We start from the raw sequence: 20,116 nt of genomic DNA, 5'->3' as shown, positions 1-20,116 counted from the left end.
GCGGCGGGCTCAGCCCTCGATGCGGCGCGCCCCCAGTTCGCTCTGAAGGAGTTCCAGGGCGGCTTCCTCGGGATCGCGGCGCGGCGCGGCGGGGTCCACAGTGCTTGCCTCGGCCAGCATGCTCTCGACCTCGTCGTCGTGCGGCGCCTCGGCCGGGGTGGGATCGGCCTGCGGTGGCGGCGCTTCCGCGGGTGCGGGAGGCGCGGCACCTGCGTCGCAGCGGATCTTCCAGTTCACGCCGAGCGCATCCTTGAGGGCTTCCCGGATGACATCGGCGTTGCGCTGCTCGGTGAGGCGTTTCGCCAGTGGCGCGGATTCGTGGCTCAGGACCAGGGTGTCTCCGTCGACAGCGCGCACGATCGCACCCGCCAGCATCACCTCGGTGGTGCGGCTGCGTTCGCGCACCTTCTCCCGCACCGTGGTCCACATGCTGCGTACCGCCGCGGCGTTGGGTTCGCCTGCGGCGACGGCAGCCGCCGGTGTCGTCGGCGGCGCCTCCACCGCGGGCGCTGCCGGGGGTCGTACCGGCGGCGGTGAGACAGGTTCGGGCTCAACGGCTTTCGGTGTGGGCGGCGGCGCGACCGGCTCGGGTTCCACCGGCTTCGCCGCGGGTGGCGTAACGGGCTTCGCGGCGGGTGGCGTAACGGGCTTCGCGGCGGGCGGCGGCGGCGCGGGTGTGGATGCCTGCGGCGCGGGTCCGGGTTCGGGTGCGGCGACGGCTTCCGGGGCGGCTTGCGTCTTGCGGACGTACTGCTTCGGCGGCGCGACGCCGGCAGGGACGTTCTCGTCTGCCGGGATCGACAGGTCGAGCCGGGTCTCGATGCGTTCGACGCGCTGCAGCAGCGCCGCCTCGGTGTCGCTGGCCGAGGGCAGCAGCAGCCTCGCACACACCACCTCGAGCAACAGCCGCGGTGCGGTCGCGCCGCGCATCTCACCCAGCCCGGCGTGCACCACCTCGGCGTAGCGGGTCAGGGTGGCCATCCCGACCTGCGCGGCCTGGTCGCGCATCCGCTCCAGGACGTCCTCCGGCCCGTCGACGACGCCCCGAGCGACCGCGTCGGGCACCGCCTGCAGCACGATCAGGTCGCGGAACCGCTCCAGCAGATCGGTGGCGAACCTGCGGGGGTCGTGGCCGGCGTCGATGACGCCCTCCACGGCGCCGAACAGCGCGGCGGCGTCCCCGGCGGCCAACGCGTCGATGGCATCGTCGATCAATGCCAGGTCCGTGGCGCCGAGCAGGGCCAGTGCGCGCTGGTAGGCGACGTGGTTCTCGTCCGCACCGGCCAGGAGTTGGTCGAGCACGCTCAACGTGTCGCGGGGGGAACCGCCACCGGCGCGGATCACCAGCGGGAACACCGCGTCGTCGACGTCGACGTTCTCCGCGGCGATGATCTTCTCGATCAGCGTGCGCATGGTCTTGGGTGCGAGCAGCCGGAACGGGTAGTGGTGGGTCCGCGACCGGATGGTCGGCAGCACCTTCTCCGGTTCGGTGGTCGCGAACACGAAGATCAGGTGCTCGGGCGGCTCCTCGACGATCTTGAGCAGGGCGTTGAACCCCGCCGTGGTGACCATGTGGGCCTCGTCGACTATGAAGATGCGGTACCGCGACTGGGCGGGCGCGTAGAACGCGCGGTCGCGGAGTTCACGGGTGTCGTCCACCCCGCCGTGGCTGGCGGCGTCGAGTTCGGTGACGTCGACGCTGCCGCCCCCGTTCGGCGCCAAGGAGACACACGAGTCACACACCCCGCACGGAGTCGCCGTGGGGCCCTGCGCGCAGTTCAACGAGCGGGCCAGAATCCTCGCCGAGGACGTCTTCCCGCAGCCCCTGGGGCCGGAGAACAGGTAGGCGTGGTTGATCCGGCCCGAGTTCAGCGCCGTCGACAGCGGCTCGGTGACGTGTTCCTGCCCGACGACCTCAGCGAAGGTCGCCGGTCGGTACTTGCGATAGAGAGCCACGGAAGCAGGCTACCGACCAGTGCCGACTAGTTGTCGGCCAGCAGTGACTCACTGGCCGAGAGCAGCGCGCACGTCGCGAGACCATCGATGGCCTCACGCAGATCAGACGTCGACGGGAAGGTCGGCGCGATCCGGATGTTCTTGTCCTCCGGGTCTTTTCGGTAGGGGAACGACGCACCCGCCTCGGTGACCGCGATACCGGCGTCCTTGGCCAGCGCCACGGTCCGCTTGGCGGTCCCTGGCAGCACGTCCAGGCTGATGAAGTAACCGCCCTTCGGCTCGGTCCAGGACGCGATCTTCGCGTCGCCGAGACGGTCCTCGAGGATCTCCAGCACCAGCGCGAACTTCGGCGCCAGCAGCTCCTGGTGGCGCTGCATGTGCAGGCGCACCCCATCGGCATCACCGAGGAACCGCAGGTGTCGCAGTTGGTTCACCTTGTCGGGGCCGATGGATTTCTTGCCTGCGTGCTGCAGGTACCAGGCGATGTTGCCCAGCGATCCGCCGAAGAAGCTGACACCTGCGCCGGCGAAGGTGATCTTCGACGTGGAGGCGAAGACCAGCGGTCGGTTGGCATGATTGGCCGCCGCGGCGAGGCCCAGGATGTCGACCTGCCGGACGAAATCGTGGGTGAGTGTGTGCACCGCGTACGCGTTGTCCCACATGAGCCGGAAATCGGTTGCCGCCGTTTTCATCTGCACCAGGCGACGGGTGGTTTCCCAGGAGTACGTGGTGCCCGTCGGGTTGGAGTACACCGGAACGCACCACATGCCCTTGATCGCCGGGTCGGCGGCCACGAGTTCCTCGATCAGACCGACGTCGGGGCCGTCCTCGAGCATCGGCACGGTGATCATCTCGATGCCGAGGCTCTCGGTGATCGCGAAGTGGCGGTCGTAGCCCGGTGCGGGGCACAGGAACTTCACGCCATTGTGGTCCCGGAGCTCGTCTATCCATGGTCGCGGCGAGTCCACCCCGCCGTGCAGCAGCGAGTACACGATGACGTCATGCATGAACTCGAGGCTGGCGTTGTTGCCCGCGATCAGATTCGGCACCGGGATGCCGAGCAGCTCGCCGAAGATCGCCCGCAGTTCCGGCAGCCCGTGCTGGCCGCCGTAGTTGCGGGTATCGGTGCCGTCGGCGTCGCGGAAGGCGTCGCGTCCCGTCCCTGGCAGCTCGAGCAGCCCGTTGGACAGGTCCAGTTGGGCGGGTGACGGCTTGCCGCGCGTGAGGTCCAGGCGGAGCGTCTTGGCCTGCAGCTCGGCGTAGTTGCGCTTCTGTAGCTCGTGCTGCGCCAGCAGTTCGTCACGACCGAGCGACTGAAACGACACCGCGCGCCTTTCACCGTCGTGCGTGGATTCTCCAGAATGTAAGGGGACCCCGCGCACCCGCCAGAGCCCATTGACCCTTGCTGCCTTCCGGCCCTGGGGGAGTTCACAGGATAGACGCCGCGCGGGGTCCACGAAGAGTGTAGTACCCGTGCCGTGGTCGCCTTAAGGCGAGCGACGCCCGCGCGTGATTTACGTGATTTAAGAGCCGACCAGGGGGTCGGTTACCATGGCCGACGGAGGATTCGCCTAGTGGCCTATGGCGCTCGCCTGGAACGCGGGTTGGGTTAATAGCCCTCAGGGGTTCAAATCCCCTATCCTCCGCACTCAGTCCGGGGTGCGACCGACTGGCCGACAGCACGGTCGCACCCCGGGCAAACAAGCTAGAGGAGGGGTATGGGCCGCACCGTCGCGGTGATCTGGCACGCGTCGTTCTCCATCGCCGCCGGTGTCCTCTATTTCTTCTTCGTGCTCCCTCGCATGCCCGAGCTGCTGGGAGACACCTCGCCGACGCTCGGCACGGTGCTGCGCATCGTCACCGGCGCATTGATCGGGCTTGCGGCGCTTCCCGTCGTGTTCACGCTGCTCCGTACCCGCAGGCCCGAGTTCGGCACCCCGAAGCTCGCGCTGTCCCTGCGCACGGTGTCCATCGCACTGCACGTGCTGGCGGGTGTGCTCATCATCGGCGCGGCGATCAGCGAGATCTGGCTGTCGCTGGACTCCGTCGGGCAGTGGCTGTTCGGCATCTACGGTGCGGCGGCCGCGCTCACGCTCCTCGGCGCCTTGGCCTTCTACCTGGCGTTCGTCGTCGAACTGCCCCCGCCACCGCCCAAACCGCTGAAGGTCAAGGAGCGCAAAGGCAGGCGCGGCCGTAAGGGTGAGTCCGCCGAAGAGTCAGCCGAAGTCGCAGAGGACACCGAATCGTCAGAAACCACCGACGATTCGCACGACACCACCGTCGCCGAGGAGACGCCCGCCCCCACTGCCGAGGTGCCCGACACTGCGGCGACCGACGCGGCACCGGAGGAAAGCGGCGAAATGAACCCTCCGACCTCGGAGAAAGCCGATACCGACGACGCCGAAGCCGCCGACGGCAAGCTGCAGAACAGGCGTCCGGCCGGCAAGGGATCCGCGCAGGGACGGCGCCGCCGGACCCGCGGCGGCGTCGCCGTCGAGGACTGATCGGCGAGCGCCACGTCGACAGCAGCCGACTGCGCAGCCACTATTGATGACTATGGGCCTGTTTCCCTCGCTTCGACGACTGCCGATCGCACTGACGGCGGCCGTCGCCCTCGTCGCACCCATGGCGCCCGCAACGGCCGCGCCCGCTGATCCCATCGCGGCGGCGGCGCAGGCCGAACCTGCGGTGGTGCGCATCGACACCGCAGTCGACTACCAGGGCGTCATCGGGCTGGGGACCGGCGTCGTGCTCGATCCCGGCGGGCAGGTGCTGACCAACTTCCACGTCGTCCAGGGGGCCGACCGGATCACCGGAACGGTCGGGGGTCGCTCCTACCCGGCCACGCTGGTGGGGTACGACCGCAAGCGCGACATCGCGGTGATTCAGCTGATCGGCGCGGGCGGTCTGCCCGCCGCGCCCATCGGCGACTCCGGCGTGCTGGTTCCCGGCGAGCCGGTGGTGGCGCTCGGCAACGCCATGGGCACCGATGGCCCACTGACTCGTGAGGTCGGCACGGTGACCGGGTTCGATCGCACCGTCAACGCCGAGGACACGCTGACCGGTACCTCCGACGAACTGACCGGCCTCATGGAGTTCGCCGCACCGGTGCGCGCGGGTGACTCCGGCGGACCCGTGGTCAACGGCGCCGGGCAGGTCGTGGGCGTCACGACGGCGGCGTCGGTGAACTTCCGCATGGGTCCCGGCGGCAAGGGGTTCGCGATCCCGATCAACGACGCGATGGCGGTGGCCGGTCAGATCCGGGCAGGCATCCCCTCCGACGCGGTCCACATCGGGCCGCCGGTCCTGCTCGGCGTCGGGGTGCGCACCGCGCCGCGGGACGAGGTGGGTGTCCTCATCCAGGAGGTCATGATCGGCGGACCCGCAGACCAGGCAGGGTTGGTGGCCGGCGACGTCATCGTCAGCCTCGACGGCGTCACGCTGGACTCGACGAACACCCTGACCTCGGTGCTCGACAGGCACTACGCCGGTGATGTGCTCGACCTGACGTGGATCGACGCCACCGGGCAGACGCGTACCGGCAAGGCCCTGCTGACCCCGGGCGTGAATTAACGCAAACGCGGGGGCCGGCGTGCGGCGAAACCCTATGCTGAGCGAGTGCCCAACAATGCGTCTTATCGGGTCGTCCAGTGGACGACGGGAAACGTCGGAAAGAGCTCGGTCGCTGCGATAGCGAAGAACCCGACACTGGAACTGGTCGGGTGTTACGCCTGGTCCGAGGACAAGGCCGGCCGCGACGTCGGCGAACTCGCCGGGATCGAACCGCTGGGCGTGACCGCCACCAACGACGTGGACGCCCTGCTGTCGCTCAAACCGGACGTGGTGGTCTACAACCCGATGTGGATCGACGTCGACGAACTCGTGCGCATCCTGGAGGCAGGCGTCAACGTCGTCGCGTCGGCCTCGTTCATCACCGGACACAACCTGGGCGACGGACGGGACAAGCTCGCCGAGGCATGTCAGCGTGGCGGATCGACACTGTTCGGCTCCGGCGTCAGTCCCGGTTTCGCCGAACTCCTGGCCATCGTGGCGGGAACCGCGTGCGACCGCATCGACAAGGTCACGATCGCCGAGTCCGCCGACACCACCCTCTACGACTCCCCCGACACCGAGCGCCCCGTCGGCTTCGACATGGCCATCGACGATCCGAACCTGCAGCCGATGGCCGCGAAGGGCACGGCGGTGTTCGCCGAGGCTGTGCAACTGGTCGCCGACGCCCTCGGCATCGAGCTCGACGAGATCAAGTGCGTGTCCGAATACGCCCAGACCACCGAGGACCTGCCCATGGCGTCCTGGACCATCAAGGCCGGACACGTCGCCGGGGTGTACGCGAGCTGGCAGGGCTTAGTCAAAGATGATGCCGGACGGCAGCGTACCGTCATCGACATCAACGTCCGGTGGAAGAAGGGCCAGAAGCTGGAGCCGGACTGGAAACTCGACGGCGACGGCTGGAAGATCACCATCGACGGCCGGCCGACGGTCAACATGTCCGTCGGATTCCTGCCGCCGCAGGACATGATCGAGAGCGCCAAGACGCTCGAGGACTTCTTCGTGCTCGGCCACATCATGACCGCGTTGCCGCCGATCCACGCGATCCCGGCGGTCGTCGCGGCGGCGCCGGGGATCGCGACCTACAACGACCTGCCGCTGCCGATGCCCCGAGGGGTGGTGCCGACCGGCTGAGCACTACCGCCGAGCGGTCCGCGGTTAACCAGTTGCCGGCGGCGGCTAGCCGCCCTCGGTCGAACGCAGCGCCTGCGCGATCACCTCGATGACCCGCTGGGGCTGCTTCTCGAGATAGAAGTGGCCGCCGGAGAAGGTGTGCACCTCGCCGCCGCCCGAGGTGTGCTCGAGCCACGCGCTGGCGTCGTCCACGCTGGTCTTCGGGTCGTCGGTCGCCGTCATCACGACCACGGGGGCGTTGATGGCGACCTCGGTGCCGCGGTGGTACTTCTGCAGCGCGCGATAGTCACTGCCGAACGCGGGCAGGAAGGTCGCCAGCATGTCGGGATCGTTGAGCACCCGCGGGTCGGTGCCGCCGAGGTCACGCATCACGTCGAGCAGGTCCTCATCTCCTTGAGATCCGTCCGCTTCCTGCTCGTCACCGTATCGGCTCGGCGCCCGCGACCCTGACGCGAAGACCAGCACGGGACTGCGCCCGGCCAGCGTCTCGATCCGGCGCGCGACCTCGAACGCCAGCACCGCACCCATGCTGTGGCCGAAGAGCGCCACAGGCGCGTCGATCAGCGGTTCCAGCGCCTCGTATGCCTGGTCGGCCATGTCGTCGATGTCATCGATGAGCGCCTCGGTGTAGCGGTCCTGGCGTCCCGGGTACTGCACGGCGTACACGTCGAACTCGGGTGCCAGGGCGCTCGACAGCGGAAAGAAGTAGCTGGCCGAGCCACCCGCGTGCGGGAAGCAGAGCAGGCGCGTGCGGGCGTTGGGCGCGGGGTGGAAGTTGCGGACCCAGGGATTGCGCGTAGCCGGGGTCGTCATGGTTGCGGCGCCCCAGGCGGTGGTGGCCCCCCAGGCGGTGGTGGCGCGTCGAAGATCCGAACGACCTTGGCCTGCAGTTGAGCGCCCGGCGGCCCCTCGACGGTGACGTCCTTGAGGATCTGCGCCTGCTCACCTTCGACGGTGAACGAGCCCTGCTGGGGCTGGAAGCCGCCAGTGACCTCGTACTCCACGGTGAAAGGCGTCTCCGGGAACGGATGCAGCCCAACATAATTCGGGTCGATGGTGTAGGTGTACAGACACACTCCGGCGGGATCGCAGTTCTGCGCGGTGACGCCCACCCCGACCAGGAACTCAGTGACCGTCGGCACCGACGGCGGCGGCGGCTTCGGCGGTTCACGCCGCGGAGGCTCTGCCTGCAGCTGATCGGGCTGGCCGAAGATCATGACCGAGGCGATGCCGATACCGCTGACGAGCATCCCGACGATCGCAAGGGCGGCGAGGAGCTTACGGAAGGTCGTGCTCGCCAGCTTCTGCGCGATCGGCATGCAGAGCAGGGTATCTGGAAGCCTCGCGGTGACTAGTCGGCGAGTCGGTTTCCCTCGGCGTCCCAGTGCGCGGCGACCTTCTTGCTGGGCTGCACCCGCGGCGGTTCGCCCGGCATCTTCGGGTAACTCGGCGGGTACGGCAGGTCACCGAGGCCGCGGTCCTCATCGGCCTGCACCATCTCCAGCAGGACTTCGAGGGACTGCTCGGTGTCGTCGATCCCCGCCCACGGGTCGTCGCGCCCGGCGAGGAACTGCGGCACCGAGTTGATCGTGTAGTCATCGGGATCGGCACTGCGCAGTTCGTCCCAGGTCAGCGGTGTCGACACAGTGGCGATCGGGGTCTTGCGCGCCGAGTAGGCCGACGCGAACGTCCGGTCGCGGGCGTTCTGGTTGTAGTCGATGAAGATCCGCTGTCCCCGCTCCTCCTTCCACCACGACGTCGTCACCGCCTCCGGCGCGCGACGCTCGACCTCGCGGGCCAGGGCGATGCCGGCGCGGCGCACCGCGATGAAATCCCAGTCGGTCTTGATCCGGAGGAATACGTGCACGCCCCGCCCGCCGGACGTCTTCGGGTAACCGACCAGGCCGAGTTCGTCGAGCAACGGTTTCAGGACATCGACGGCGACATGGGCGGCTTCGGCGAAGCCGGTGCCGGGTTGCGGGTCGAGGTCGATCCGCAACTCGTCGGGATGCTCGGTGTCGGGGCAGCGCACCTGCCACGGATGCAGCGTCACCGTGCCCATCTGCGCGGCCCAGATGATCGCCGACGGGTGGGTGATCTTGAGCGCATCGGCGGTGCGCCCGGACGGGAAGGTCACGGTGCAGGTCTCGAGGTAGTCGGGGTGCTTCTGCGGCACCCGCTTCTGGTAGATCTCCTCACCCTCGATGCCGTCGGGGAAGCGCTGCAGGTGAACCGGCCGGTCCCGCAACAGCGTCACCATGCGGTCGGCGACGGCCAGGTAGTAGTCGACGAGCTTGCCCTTCGTGCCGTCCTTGCCCAGTTTCGGGAAGTACGGCTTGTCCGGATTGGTGAGTCTGACCTTGACGCCGTCGACGTCGAGTTCGGTTGCGGGAGTTGCCATCAGTATCCCTTCCCCGTCGCTTCGCTAGCGCCTGACTCCAAGACGTCGTAGAGGTCGTAGTTCAGAGGGACGTCGAGCTGGTCGAAGGTGCAGCTGGCCGGGTCGCGGTCGGGCCGCCAGCGCATGAACTTCACCGCGTGCCGAAAACGCCGACCGTGAGAGGGCTGCCCGGCTCCGTGGAGAGTGTTTCCCTCCATCTGGTCGTAGGCGACCTCACACACCTTCTCCGGACGTACCGGAATCCAGCGTTTGTCGGCCGCGGAGTTCCACCGGCTGGGATCGCCGTCGCGGACGTCGTCTCCGATGCGCAGCGGCTCCAGGTCGGCCAGCAGTGACAGCCGGGCTTTGGCGGTGAACGACGCCGCGCCGCCGACCATCTGAAGTTCTCCGTCGTCGCGGTAGAGACCCAGCAGGATCGAGCCGACTCCCTCGCCGCTCTTGTGGATCCGGTACCCGATGGCCACGCAGTCGGCGTCGCGGGCGTGCTTGACCTTGACCATCTCCCGCTTGCCCGGCAGGTAGTGGCCGTCGAGGCGCTTGGCGATCACTCCGTCCAGGCCTGCGCCTTCGAACTCCTCGAGCCACTGCGCACCCAGTTCGGGGTCTTCGGTGGCGCGGGTGACGTGACACCACTGCTTCTCGTCGACCGCGTCGAGCAGCGCCTCGCGGCGCACCCGGAACGGCTCCTTGAGCAGGGACGTGTCGCCGGTGGCCAGCGCGTCGAAGCCGATGAAGTGCGCGGGCGTCTCCTCGGCGAGCTTGCGCACCCGGGAGTCGGCGGGATGGATGCGCTGACTCAGCGACTCCCAGTCCAGCCGGGTGCGGCTCCTGGCCGTTTTGCTCGTCGCGTCCGCGGCGATCTCTCGGGGGACGACGATCTCGCCGTCGAGCACGCACCGCGGGGCAAGTTCGTCGCGCACCGACTCGAGGACCTCGGGAAAGTAGCGGCCCAGGTCCTTGCCGCTGCGCGAGAGCAGCAGGACCTCGTCACCGTCGCGGAACACCAGCGCACGGAAGCCGTCCCACTTGGGCTCATACGACCAGACGCCGGACTCCGGAGGCACCTTGGCCTGCGCCTTGGCCAGCATCGGCTCCAGCGGGGGCATGACCGGAAGGTCTGCGGAAAAGGACACGGGTTCCATACTCACGTAGACCGGTGTACCCAGACAATGTCATCGCAGCAGCCGTCCAGGTCAACTGAACAGGCCTGCCTCGCGGAGGCTCGTTCCATACGCGTTGAGATCTGCGGCGAAGAGTTGTGGTTGCTCGAACGCATCGGAGTCTGGCGGGGCCAGCTGAGCCGGCCGGTACCGCGGGCCGCACCGGAAGGATGTCATTCTCCCGTCGCTACGCTCGCCCCGGATGTCATTCTCCCGTCGCTACGCTCGCCCCGGATGTCATTCTCCCGTCGCTACGCTCGCCCAGATACCTACCGCGCTCCGCGCACCAACCGACCCGGACGTGCCCCCGTGTCGGCGCCGTGCCGGCGCGTCACGACGCCGCTGACGACGGTGGCGTCGTAGCCGGAAGCCCCCTGGACCAAGCGGTGACCGCCAGCGGGCAGGTCGTAGGCCATCCGCGGGGCGTGCAGCGTGAGCGCATCCATGTCGATCACGTTCACGTCGGCCTTCTTGCCGAAGCTGATGACGCCGCGGTCGGTCAGTCCGAACAGCTGTGCGGTGTCGTGCGCCTGCTTGCGGATGACGTACTCCAGCGGCAGTGTGGCACCCCGGTGCCGATCCCTCGCCCAGTGGGTCAGCAGGAACGTCGGGTAGGACGCATCGCAGATCATGCTGCAATGTGCGCCTCCGTCGGACAGCCCCATCACACCGGCTGGGTGGGTGATCACCTCGCGGATCGCGTCGTGGTTTCCGTTGGAGTAGTTGAACATCGGGAACATCAGCATGTTGCCGGCGTCGGCCTCCAGCATCAGGTCGTACATCGCCGCCAGCGCCTCCTGCCCACGCTCGCGCGCGATCGCGGCCACGGTGTCCTCGTCGGTGGGCTCGTAGTTGGGCGGCTCACCGAGGTAGTACAGCCGCTCCGTCACGTTCTGCGCCAGGGCGAACATGCCGTCGAACAGCTTCGTCGGATCGATCGGCAGATCATCTTCGGCCAGGATCGCCTGCCGCACAGCCGGTTCGGCCAGTCGGGCGGCGAGTTCCTCGCGGCTGCACTCGGCCTCCAGCCGCCGATAGGTGGGGCGGTGAGTGAAGGCATGGTGGCCGGGGAAGCCGAGCAGCATCCCGAACGGGCGGGCGGCGATCTGCGGGTGAAGCCGGCTGCCCGCCTCATGCGCGGCCGCCGAGATGTCGAGTTGTTCGCGCCACAGATTCGGGTCGGCATCGACCTGGATCAACGCGAAGCTCAGGGCGCAATCGATCTCGGAGCCCAGCCGTCGCATCCACTCCAGTTCCTTCTTGGGTGCGACGATGTCCTCACCTGCCGCGCCTTGCGGGGCGAGTTCGAAGACGCCTGCCCCACCGGCGGCCATCGCGTGGCCGAGGGCGAAGAGTTCATCCTCTGCCGCATACGTGCCGGGAACGGGTTCGCCGTCCATGGCGCGGTGCGCGATGGTGCGGGACGACGAGAAGCCCAGTGCGCCTGCCTCGGCGGCTTCGCGGACCAAACGGCTCATCGCAGCGATGTCCTCCGGGGTCGCCGGTTCGTTGCGGGCGCCGCGCTCCCCCATCGCATACGCGCGCACCGTGCCGTGCGCGATCTGACTGCCGAAGTCGACGGCCAGTTCTCGTCGGCCGATCACGTCGAGATACTCCGCGTAGCTCTCCCAGCCCCAGGTGATGCCCTCGGTCAGCGCCGTCCCAGGAATGTCCTCGACGCCCTCCATCAGGGCGATAAGCCATTCCTCGCTGCCCGGCCGCACCGGCGCGAACCCGACGCCGCAGTTGCCGGCGACGACGGTCGTCACACCGTGATTGCTGGACGGTTCCAGCACGCTGTCCCAGCTGACCTGACCGTCGTAGTGCGTGTGGATGTCGACGAAACCCGGCGCCACGATCTTTCCGGTGGCGTCGATCGTCTCGGTGGCGTTGCCCTCCAGCGGAGGGTCACCCGGCCCGCGGCGACGAATCTCGACGATCTTGCCGTCCTTCACCGCCACGTCGGCCGCGAATCGGTCCGCACCCGTGCCGTCCACCACGGTCCCACCAGTGATCTTCAGGTCGAACACGATTTGCCTCCTCGAGCGCGGACGTCAGCCGACTTCTTCGCGAATGTAACACCGTTACAGAGTCGAATGTAATAGCGTTGCGAAGCGCGGGTAGCGACTTTTTCGAAGGATCAGTCATGACACACACGGCGCAGCCCAGCCTCCGCCCCCGCGCTCAGCGAGAGGACGCCATCGGTACGCCACCTCAGCGTCCGGCCCTGGTTCCGGCGGAGCGCTACTACTCGGCCGAGTTCGCAGCACTCGAGACCGAACGGATGTGGCCCAGGGTCTGGCAGTTCGCGTGCACCCTCGACCATGTGGCCGAACCCGGTGACTACTTCGAATACCGTTGCGGGCCATACTCCGTACTTGTCATCCGGGGTGACGACGGTGAGCTGCGGGCATTTCAGAACGTCTGTCGTCACCGCGGTAACGCCCTGTGCACCGGTGCCGGCTCGCAATTGCGCGAACTCCGGTGCGGGTACCACGGCTGGACATGGGATCTGCAGGGCGCGTTGCGGCGAGTGCCGCACCGCAAGGGTTTCGGCGCGCTGCCCATGAGTGAGTTCCCGCTCATCGCGGCGCAGGTCGACACATGGGAGCGATTCGTGTTCGTCAATCTCGATGCCACCGCGGTGCCGCTGCGCGATTACCTCGAGGCGGTTCCGGAGGACATCGCGTGGAACCGGCTGAGCGAGTTCCGCTGCTACGCCACCATGACCATCGACGTCGACGCCACCTGGAAGACGATCGCCGACGGGTTCAGCGAGACCTACCATATCCAGACGTTGCACCCCGAACTCCACCGGTGCATGGATGATGTCTATGCACCGCAGACCATTTGGGGACACACCGGCAAGTCCGAACAGCTGTACGGCGTGCCCAGCCCGCACCTCAAGGAGAGCGTGGACGACGCTGCGGTATGGGACGCCTACGTGTGCACCCAGGGCGCACTCATGGGCGTCGCCGCGGGCGCCCCGTTTCCGGCCGAGCAACAACTGCCCGACCAGTCCGTGGCCGAGGTGATCGCCGGCCGGACGAGAGCCTTCGCCGCCGAGCGGGGTGTCGATCTGGCATGGGCCACCGACGAGCAGATCATGCGGCTACACCAGTACAACGTGTTCCCCAACCTGTCGGTGTTGACCAACGCCGACCACCTGACGGTGCTGACCTCTCGCCCGGGCGTCGATCCAGACCGGGGCGAACTCGTCATGACGTTGTGGATGAGAATGCCGCCGGGTGCACCGCGTACCGTCCCGGCGGACATGCGACTGACGGCCGACGAGGCCCACCCCGGTCTGGTTCTGACCCAGGACATCGCGGTGCTGCCCGGCGTGCAGCGCGGATTGCATCAACCGGGTTTGACGCACGCGGTCCTGTCCAATGAGGAGCGACGCATCATCAACATGCATCGCAACCTCGAACGTTATCTCGATGTCCCGGAACCGGATCGAATGACCGGAGGTGACACCGATGGCGCCACCGCGCCGCAAACCCCCCGGTGACCCGGGCGTCACTGCGGAATCGATCCTGAAGACCGCAGCCCAGCTGATCGAGATCGACGGGGTGAAGGCGCTGACCATGCGCAGCCTCGCCGACCGACTCGGCGTGGCGGTCACATCCATCTACTGGCACATCGGCGGCCGGGACCAACTCCTGGACAGGCTCGTCGAGCGACTGCTCGGTGAACTGGCGAACCTGCCCGCCGAAGGTACCGATCCCGTCGAACGCATTGCGTCGCTGGCCCGGTCGCAACGCAAAGTACTCATCGAGCGCCAGCACCTGCTCGGCATCGCCCATGAGCGCGACCGCACACCGCAACTGTTCCTGCCCATACAGCGGGCGCTGGCGGCACAACTCGCCGAGCTCGGCGTGATCGGAGCCGATGCGGCGCTGATCCTGCGCGCGGTGCAAGTGCACGTCATCTCGTCGGCGGTCATGCAGTTCTCCGCGGTACGCGGAGCCAAGCACGACGAGGAGGATCCGTCTCTCTGGGCGGATGCCCTGCCCGACCGCGCCCTCGTAGAAGCACTCCAGGCCCCCACCGACTACGACGCGGTCTTCGAGTTCGTCCTCAACGCACTGATGGCGAGACTGCGCGAATCCGCCTGTCACTGACAGCGTCTCCGACCTGTGACCTGACCCGGGCGGGTCCGCGCGACAATGGTCGAGTGCAGCTGCCCGTCATGCCTCCGGTGTCACCGATGCTGTCCAAGTCGGTGGGGACGATCCCGCCCGGGGCGTCCTACGAACCGAAGTGGGACGGGTTCCGGTCCATCCTGTTTCGCGACGGCGACGAGGTCGAGTTGGGCAGCCGCAACGAGCGGCCGCTGACGCGGTACTTCCCCGAGCTCGTCGCCGCAGCCCTCACGGAGGTGCCGCAGCGGTGCGTGCTGGACGGCGAGATCGTCATCGCCACCGAGCGGGGGCTGGATTTCGAAGCCCTGCAGCTGCGCCTGCACCCGGCGGCGTCGCGGGTCCGGATGCTGGCGGAGCAGACGTCCGCGGCGTTCATCGCGTTCGATCTGCTGGCGCTCGGCGATGACGACTACACCGGCCGTCCCTTCGCCGAACGGCGTGCGGCGCTGGTCGACGCGCTGGCCGGGTCGGGTCCGTCGTTCCATGTCACGCCGGCGACCACGGATATCGACACCGCGACGCGTTGGTTCGACGAATTCGAGGGCGCGGGTCTCGACGGGGTGATCGCCAAACCGCTCGACGGGCGGTATCTGCCGGACAAGCGGGTGATGTTCAAGGTCAAGCACGCCCGCACCGCGGACTGCGTGGTGGCCGGTTACCGGCTGCACAAGTCCGGCGACGACGCCGTCGGCTCACTGCTGCTCGGGCTCTACCGCGAGGACGGTGAACTGGCGTCCGTCGGCGTCATCGGCGCGTTCCCGATGGCCAGGCGCCGCGAACTGGTGTCCGAATTGCAGCCACTGGTCACGAGCTTCGACCGCCACCCGTGGAATTGGGCGGCCCAGGCCGCGGCAGACCCTGAGCTCGCGCGCAGGTACGGCGGCGGCTCCCGGTGGAACGCAGGCAAGGACCTGTCGTTCGTGCCGCTGCGGCCCGAGCGGGTGGTCGAGGTCCGCTACGACCACATGGAAGGCGAAAGATTCAGGCACACAGCGCAGTTCAACCGCTGGCGCCCAGACCGCGATGCGCGGTCGTGCACGTTCGAGCAGCTCGAGCGCCCAGTGACCTTCAGCCTCGGCGACATCGTCCCAGGGCTCGGATAGCCACCGGATCACGGACACCACAACAGCAAAAAAGGAGAATGCCGGCGAAATTGTGAATACAATCGCCTTCAGGGGGTACGTGGCGCTAATGCATCCGGCAAACTTTCCGCGGTGCACCGGGATCGTTGCACCGCGGATTCGTCTGCCTCGGGCGGATGCTTTCTGATGGACTTCTTCGAATTCGTCGTCGAACGCTGGTCGGTGTTGTCCTTCCTGGCTTACCAACACATGAGCCTCGTGGTCCAGACGCTCGTGGTGGCCACCGTGTTGGCCCTCGTCGTCGGCGTGCTCATCTACCGGTCTCCCTGGGGTGCCACGGTCGGTAACACCATCACCGCGGTCGGTCTCACGATTCCGTCGTACGCCCTGCTCGGGGTACTCGTCGGCATCGTCGGCATCGGCGTTCTGCCGTCGGTCATCATGCTGGTGTTCTTCGGTTTCTTCCCGATCCTGCGCAACGTCGTGGTCGGCCTCACCGGGGTGGACAAGACGCTGGTCGAATCTGCGCGCGGCATGGGCATGAACCGGCTCACCACCCTTGTCCGCCTCGAGCTTCCGCTGGCCTGGTCGGTGATCATGACCGGCGTTCGGGTATCGGCGCAGATGCTGATGGGTATCGCCGCGATCGCGGCGTTCGCACTCGGTCCCGGTCTGGGCGGCTACATCTTCTCGGGCATCTCGAGGACGGGCGGTGCCAACGCCACGAACTCCATCGTCGCCGGCACGGTCGGCATCCTGATTCTCGCGGTCCTCCTCGACACCGTGCTCAACGTCCTCACTCGACTCACCACCCCAAGGGGGATCCGTGTCTGATTCGGCAACCGAGGACTCGCCCTCGACAGGTCCCGGCACCGCCGGCGGCGCCCGCATCCTGCTGGACGGTGTGAGCAAGCTGTACGACGGGCAGACGGTGCCTGCGGTGGACAACGTCACGTTGGAGATTCCGGCCGGCGAGATCGTGATGCTCGTCGGCCCCTCGGGGTGCGGCAAGACCACCACCATGAAGATGATCAACCGCCTCATCGAGCCGACGTCCGGCCGCATCCTGATCGGCGATCAGGACGTCACCCATCAGGATCCCGACCAACTCCGGCGCCACATCGGTTACGTGATCCAGGGCGCGGGCCTGTTCCCTCATCTGACGGTCGGCGACAACATCGCGCTCGTCCCTCGTCTGCTCAAGTGGGACAAGAAGCGCATCGCCGAACGGGTCGACGAGTTGCTCGACCTGGTAAGCCTCGAGCCCGGCAAGTACCGGGATCGCTACCCCCGGGAACTCTCCGGCGGCCAGCAGCAACGTATCGGTGTGGCTCGCGCGCTCGCCGCCGACCCGCCGGTGTTGCTCATGGATGAACCCTTCGGCGCGGTCGATCCGATCACGCGACAGCGCCTGCAGGACGAACTGCTGCGGCTGCAGGAGGAACTGCGCAAGACCATCGTGTTCGTGACGCACGATTTCGATGAGGCCGTCAAGCTCGGCGACCGCATCGCGATCCTTCAGGTCGGCTCGAAGATCGTGCAATACGACACGCTCGAACAGATTCTCGCCAACCCCGCCGATGAGTTCGTCAGCGACTTCGTCGGCCACGGCGCGGCACTCAAACAGCTCACTCTCACCCGGGTCCGGGACGTGGAACTCCACGAGGCCGCCGTCGCGCGGGTCGATGGCGATCCCGCCGAGGCGATCAAGGCCGCCCGGGCGATCGACCGTGCGCATGTGATCGTGCTCGACGCCCAGGACCGACCTCAGCGATGGATGTCGACAGCCGAACTCCAAGAGCCGAATTCGCTTTCGCAGGTGAGTCGCAACGAGGATCTCGAGACAGTCAGCCTCGCATCGACACTCAACGACGCCCTCGACGCGATGCTGACCTCCTCCCACGGGGTCGTCGTCGTGACGGGGCGCCGCGCCACCTACCGCGGCGTCATTCGCATCGAGACCATCATGGAAGCGATGTCGCACATGCACAGCGAAGCCGGATCCGCGGAGCCTGTGCCGTGACGGCCGCCGTCCCAGAACTCGTCGCCGGGGGTGAAACCGGTTCGGATGCGCGCCGAGACAGCCGTCGCGGCCTCGGCCGCTGGGTGATCCAGCCATTGGCGTGTGTCATCGCCGTGGTGGGCTCGTTGGTGTACGTCCATGTCGCCGACGTATCCGATTCGGAGCAGCGATCTTTGGGCGTCTCGAACCTGCTGACGCTGCTGCGCCAACACATGACGATCAGCCTCGCGGCAACGGTGATGACCTGCGTGATCGCGATACCGATCGGCATCATCCTGACCCGCGGTCCGATGCGCCGTTACTCGAAGCCGGTCATCACCGTCGCAGGATTCGGTCAGGCGGCACCGGCGATCGGGTTGATCGCACTCGGCGCGGTGCTCTTCGGCATCGGGCAGGTCGGTGCCATCATCGCGTTGACGGTTTACGGCGCGCTGCCGATCATCGCCAACACGGTGACCGGCCTGGACGGCGTCGACCCGCGCCTCGTCGAGGCCGCCCGCGGCATGGGGATGTCCTCGTTCTCCACGCTGCTGCGCGTCGAGTTGCCGTTGGCCCTCGCCGTGATCGTGGCAGGCGTACGAACCGCGTTGGTGCTCATCGTCGGCACCGCTGCTCTGGCGTCGTTCACCGGTGGAGGCGGACTGGGACAGCTGATCACCACGGGGATCAAGTTGCAGCAGAACGTGACCTTGTTGGTCGGGGCCATTCTGGTGGCCGCGCTGGCGCTGTTCATCGACTGGCTGGCCCGCGTCGTCGAAATCGTCGCCGCGCCGAAGGGACTCTGATGCCCGCGCGCTACTGGCCCAAAGCCGTGGCTGCCGTGGCCTGTATCGTCCTGGCCTGCGGATGCGGACTGCGGTCGGCCAGCGGGGCTGTGCTGGCGGCGGATCCGGGGACGATTCAGCACTACGAGTCCCTGGAGGGTGTGCCGATCACCGTCGCGGCGAAGGACTTCACCGAGCAACTGATACTCGGCAACATGCTGTCGACCATCCTGAGCACAGCCGGGGCCGATGTCACCAACCTGACCAACACGCCCGGCAGTTTCGGTGTGCGCCAAGCGTTGCTCAACGGCGATGCCGACATCTCGCCGGAGTACACGGGAACCGGTTGGATCAACTATCTGGGCAACGAGCAGCCCATCAAGGACGAGATCGCCCAGTGGCAGGCGGTCAATGAAGCAGATCAGGCGAACGGGCTGACCTGGCTTCCGCCCGCCCCCCTGAACAACACGTATGCATTTGCGATCCGCGAGGACGCCGCAGAGCGCCTCGGGGTCACCCGGCTCTCCGACCTGACCAATCTCGACCGTTCCGAGCTGACCTTCTGCGTGGAGAGCGAATTCGCCAGCCGTAACGACGGATTCGTGCCGATGTTGCAGACCTACGGGCTGACCCGCGCCGACCTCGGCAACGTCGCGACTCTCGACACCGGTGTCATTTACACGGCCACCGCCGACGGGGTGTGCAACTTCGGCGAGGTCTTCACCACTGACGGACGCATCCCCGCGCTGAACCTCAGAGTCCTCGAGGACGACAAGACGTTCTTCCCGCTGTACAACCTCAGCGAAGTCATCGACTCCGAGCTGCTCGACGCGCATCCCGAGTTGGAAGAGATCTTCGCCCAACTGAACCCGAGACTCACGAACGAGACAATGCTCGCGTTGAATGCCAAGGTCGACAACGACGGTGACGATCCGGCCCTGGTCGCTCGTGACTGGTTGATCGAGCAGGGCCTGGTGTCGTAACGGGTTCAGCCGTCGTGGAGCACGCGGTCGGCGAAGGCGATCTGATCGCCGATCACCCGCTGCCGACGGTCCTCCCGGTAGAAGTCGAAATGCGCCCATGGATACGTGAGCAGCTCCCCGTGAGGTGCCCGGTGAGCCAGCTCGGAGGCGGTATCGGCGAGGGTCTCCCGGTCGCGCTCACCGACGCAGACCAGCATCGGGGCGGTTACCCGCGGGGCGTGATCGCCTGGCTTGTAACGCATCATCGCGAACAGCGCGCGGGGTGCGACCGAATTGCGCCAGGTGGGGCTCGTCATGCCGTCGATGGTGTGCTGGGCTTCCTGGCTGGACATCACGGCGAGTTCACCCGGTCCCGCGACGGCGGGCATGTAGTGCGGCCGCAGGTGAAGCATCCCCAGGAGGGAGTCGACGGTCATCGCCCACAGAAGCCGGAGCGTCGCCGCGGGTGATCGTCCCTCGACCTTCTTCGGGAACCCGTTGAACGGTATCTGCGCGATCACTGCCGCGATCCGTCGATCGCGCGCGGCGGCCGTGACGACATGCCCGCCTCCCAGCGAGGTGCCCCACAACACAATTCGTGCGGGATCGACCCGATCGTTGCGGCGCGCGAACTCCACGGCACCGTGGATGTCGTCGAGCTGACCGGAGATGTCGACGAGTTGCCTTGGCTCACCACCGCTTTCACCGAAGTTGCGGTAGTCGAACGTGAGGGCCAGGTATCCGGCGTCGGCGAACGCCTGCGCCGTGGCGATGATCGACGGCGTGTCCTGCGTTCCGCCGAATCCGGTGCAGAGGACGACACACGGCCATGGTGTCGGGGCGGCATCGCCGTAGAGATAACCCACGCAGGTGTCCCCGCCGGACTCGAAAGTCACACGTTCAGGCACCACCGCAG

At 67.3% G+C, this 20,116-nt stretch carries 18 protein-coding genes, 1 tRNA gene and 1 other RNA gene; 11 read left to right on the top strand and 9 right to left on the bottom strand.

Annotated features, from left to right (window positions below):
• Positions 1-9: 9 nt before the first annotated feature.
• The 3 genes from H7I57_RS17715 to ffs form a co-directional block, all read right to left on the bottom strand.
• A complete protein-coding gene (locus H7I57_RS17715; protein WP_264024984.1) occupies positions 10-1,956 on the bottom strand; it encodes a DNA polymerase III subunits gamma/tau in 1,947 nt (648 codons plus the stop codon).
• 26 nt (positions 1,957-1,982) lie between these two features.
• On the bottom strand, positions 1,983-3,281 hold the full coding sequence (locus H7I57_RS17710; protein ID WP_264024982.1) for an aspartate aminotransferase type Ic: 1,299 nt from the start codon (positions 3,279-3,281) through the stop codon (positions 1,983-1,985).
• 38 nt (positions 3,282-3,319) lie between these two features.
• Positions 3,320-3,414: signal recognition particle sRNA small type (ffs, locus tag H7I57_RS17705), an RNA gene on the bottom strand.
• Between the two features lie 102 nt (positions 3,415-3,516).
• On the opposite strand from ffs, the gene H7I57_RS17700 reads away from it, so the two are divergent.
• From H7I57_RS17700 to H7I57_RS17685, 4 genes are all read left to right on the top strand, one after another.
• Positions 3,517-3,602, top strand: a tRNA-Ser gene (locus H7I57_RS17700).
• A gap of 72 nt (positions 3,603-3,674) precedes the next feature.
• Positions 3,675-4,460 (top strand): lipid uptake coordinator LucA, encoded by a 786-nt coding sequence (lucA, locus tag H7I57_RS17695; protein ID WP_264024981.1) that lies wholly within the window; start codon positions 3,675-3,677, stop codon positions 4,458-4,460.
• Between the two features lie 46 nt (positions 4,461-4,506).
• A complete protein-coding gene (locus H7I57_RS17690; RefSeq protein WP_372510259.1) occupies positions 4,507-5,529 on the top strand; it encodes a S1C family serine protease in 1,023 nt (340 codons plus the stop codon).
• 45 nt (positions 5,530-5,574) lie between these two features.
• The gene (locus H7I57_RS17685; protein WP_264024979.1) at positions 5,575-6,660 is read left to right on the top strand and encodes an NAD(P)H-dependent amine dehydrogenase family protein; all 1,086 of its coding nucleotides are present in this window, start codon (positions 5,575-5,577) and stop codon (positions 6,658-6,660) included.
• Between the two features lie 45 nt (positions 6,661-6,705).
• On the opposite strand, the gene H7I57_RS17680 is transcribed toward H7I57_RS17685, so the two are convergent.
• From H7I57_RS17680 to H7I57_RS17660, 5 genes are all read right to left on the bottom strand, one after another.
• Positions 6,706-7,473 carry a thioesterase II family protein gene (locus H7I57_RS17680; protein WP_264024977.1) on the bottom strand — a complete coding sequence of 256 codons (768 nt, stop codon included), beginning with the start codon at positions 7,471-7,473 and terminating at the stop codon, positions 6,706-6,708.
• A complete protein-coding gene (locus tag H7I57_RS17675) occupies positions 7,470-7,979 on the bottom strand; it encodes a hypothetical protein (RefSeq protein WP_264024976.1) in 510 nt (169 codons plus the stop codon). Before H7I57_RS17675 ends, H7I57_RS17680 begins: the two co-directional genes overlap by 4 nt.
• A 32-nt stretch (positions 7,980-8,011) precedes the next feature.
• Positions 8,012-9,061, bottom strand: a complete 1,050-nt coding sequence (gene ligD, locus H7I57_RS17670) for a non-homologous end-joining DNA ligase (RefSeq protein WP_264024975.1) — start codon at positions 9,059-9,061, stop codon at positions 8,012-8,014.
• Complete coding sequence (locus H7I57_RS17665) at positions 9,061-10,203, bottom strand: ATP-dependent DNA ligase (RefSeq protein ID WP_264025076.1); 1,143 nt, start codon at positions 10,201-10,203, stop codon at positions 9,061-9,063. The genes ligD and H7I57_RS17665 overlap by 1 nt, the downstream gene beginning before the upstream one ends.
• A 287-nt stretch (positions 10,204-10,490) precedes the next feature.
• Positions 10,491-12,251 carry an N-acyl-D-amino-acid deacylase family protein gene (locus H7I57_RS17660; protein WP_264024974.1) on the bottom strand — a complete coding sequence of 587 codons (1,761 nt, stop codon included), beginning with the start codon at positions 12,249-12,251 and terminating at the stop codon, positions 10,491-10,493.
• A 116-nt stretch (positions 12,252-12,367) separates the two neighbouring features.
• On the opposite strand from H7I57_RS17660, the gene H7I57_RS17655 reads away from it, so the two are divergent.
• The 7 genes from H7I57_RS17655 to H7I57_RS17625 all read left to right on the top strand — a co-directional run bounded on the left by H7I57_RS17655 (position 12,368) and on the right by H7I57_RS17625 (position 19,221).
• Positions 12,368-13,735, top strand: coding sequence for an aromatic ring-hydroxylating oxygenase subunit alpha (locus H7I57_RS17655; RefSeq protein WP_264024972.1), 1,368 nt, complete (start codon positions 12,368-12,370; stop codon positions 13,733-13,735).
• Positions 13,704-14,348, top strand: a complete 645-nt coding sequence (locus H7I57_RS17650) for a TetR/AcrR family transcriptional regulator (RefSeq protein WP_264024971.1) — start codon at positions 13,704-13,706, stop codon at positions 14,346-14,348. Before H7I57_RS17655 ends, H7I57_RS17650 begins: the two co-directional genes overlap by 32 nt.
• Before the next feature lie 53 nt (positions 14,349-14,401).
• Positions 14,402-15,472, top strand: a complete 1,071-nt coding sequence (locus H7I57_RS17645) for an ATP-dependent DNA ligase (RefSeq protein ID WP_264024970.1) — start codon at positions 14,402-14,404, stop codon at positions 15,470-15,472.
• A 165-nt stretch (positions 15,473-15,637) separates the two neighbouring features.
• Positions 15,638-16,285, top strand: coding sequence for an ABC transporter permease (locus H7I57_RS17640; protein ID WP_264024968.1), 648 nt, complete (start codon positions 15,638-15,640; stop codon positions 16,283-16,285).
• The gene (locus H7I57_RS17635; protein ID WP_264024966.1) at positions 16,278-17,474 is read left to right on the top strand and encodes an ABC transporter ATP-binding protein; all 1,197 of its coding nucleotides are present in this window, start codon (positions 16,278-16,280) and stop codon (positions 17,472-17,474) included. Before H7I57_RS17640 ends, H7I57_RS17635 begins: the two co-directional genes overlap by 8 nt.
• The gene (locus tag H7I57_RS17630) at positions 17,471-18,259 is read left to right on the top strand and encodes an ABC transporter permease (protein ID WP_372510257.1); all 789 of its coding nucleotides are present in this window, start codon (positions 17,471-17,473) and stop codon (positions 18,257-18,259) included. The genes H7I57_RS17635 and H7I57_RS17630 overlap by 4 nt, the downstream gene beginning before the upstream one ends.
• Positions 18,259-19,221, top strand: a complete 963-nt coding sequence (locus H7I57_RS17625) for a glycine betaine ABC transporter substrate-binding protein (RefSeq protein WP_264024964.1) — start codon at positions 18,259-18,261, stop codon at positions 19,219-19,221. The genes H7I57_RS17630 and H7I57_RS17625 overlap by 1 nt, the downstream gene beginning before the upstream one ends.
• Before the next feature lie 5 nt (positions 19,222-19,226).
• Here H7I57_RS17625 and H7I57_RS17620 read toward each other — a convergent pair whose 3' ends face one another.
• On the bottom strand, positions 19,227-20,108 hold the full coding sequence (locus H7I57_RS17620; RefSeq protein WP_264024962.1) for an alpha/beta hydrolase: 882 nt from the start codon (positions 20,106-20,108) through the stop codon (positions 19,227-19,229).
• Between the last annotated feature and the right edge of the window lie 8 nt (positions 20,109-20,116).

This window comes from Mycolicibacterium pyrenivorans (assembly GCF_025821625.1).
In the GTDB taxonomy this organism is placed as follows: domain Bacteria; phylum Actinomycetota; class Actinomycetes; order Mycobacteriales; family Mycobacteriaceae; genus Mycobacterium; species Mycobacterium pyrenivorans.
The sequence above is the reverse complement of the archived record's forward strand: the minus strand, read 5'-3'. Positions and strand labels throughout refer to the sequence as shown.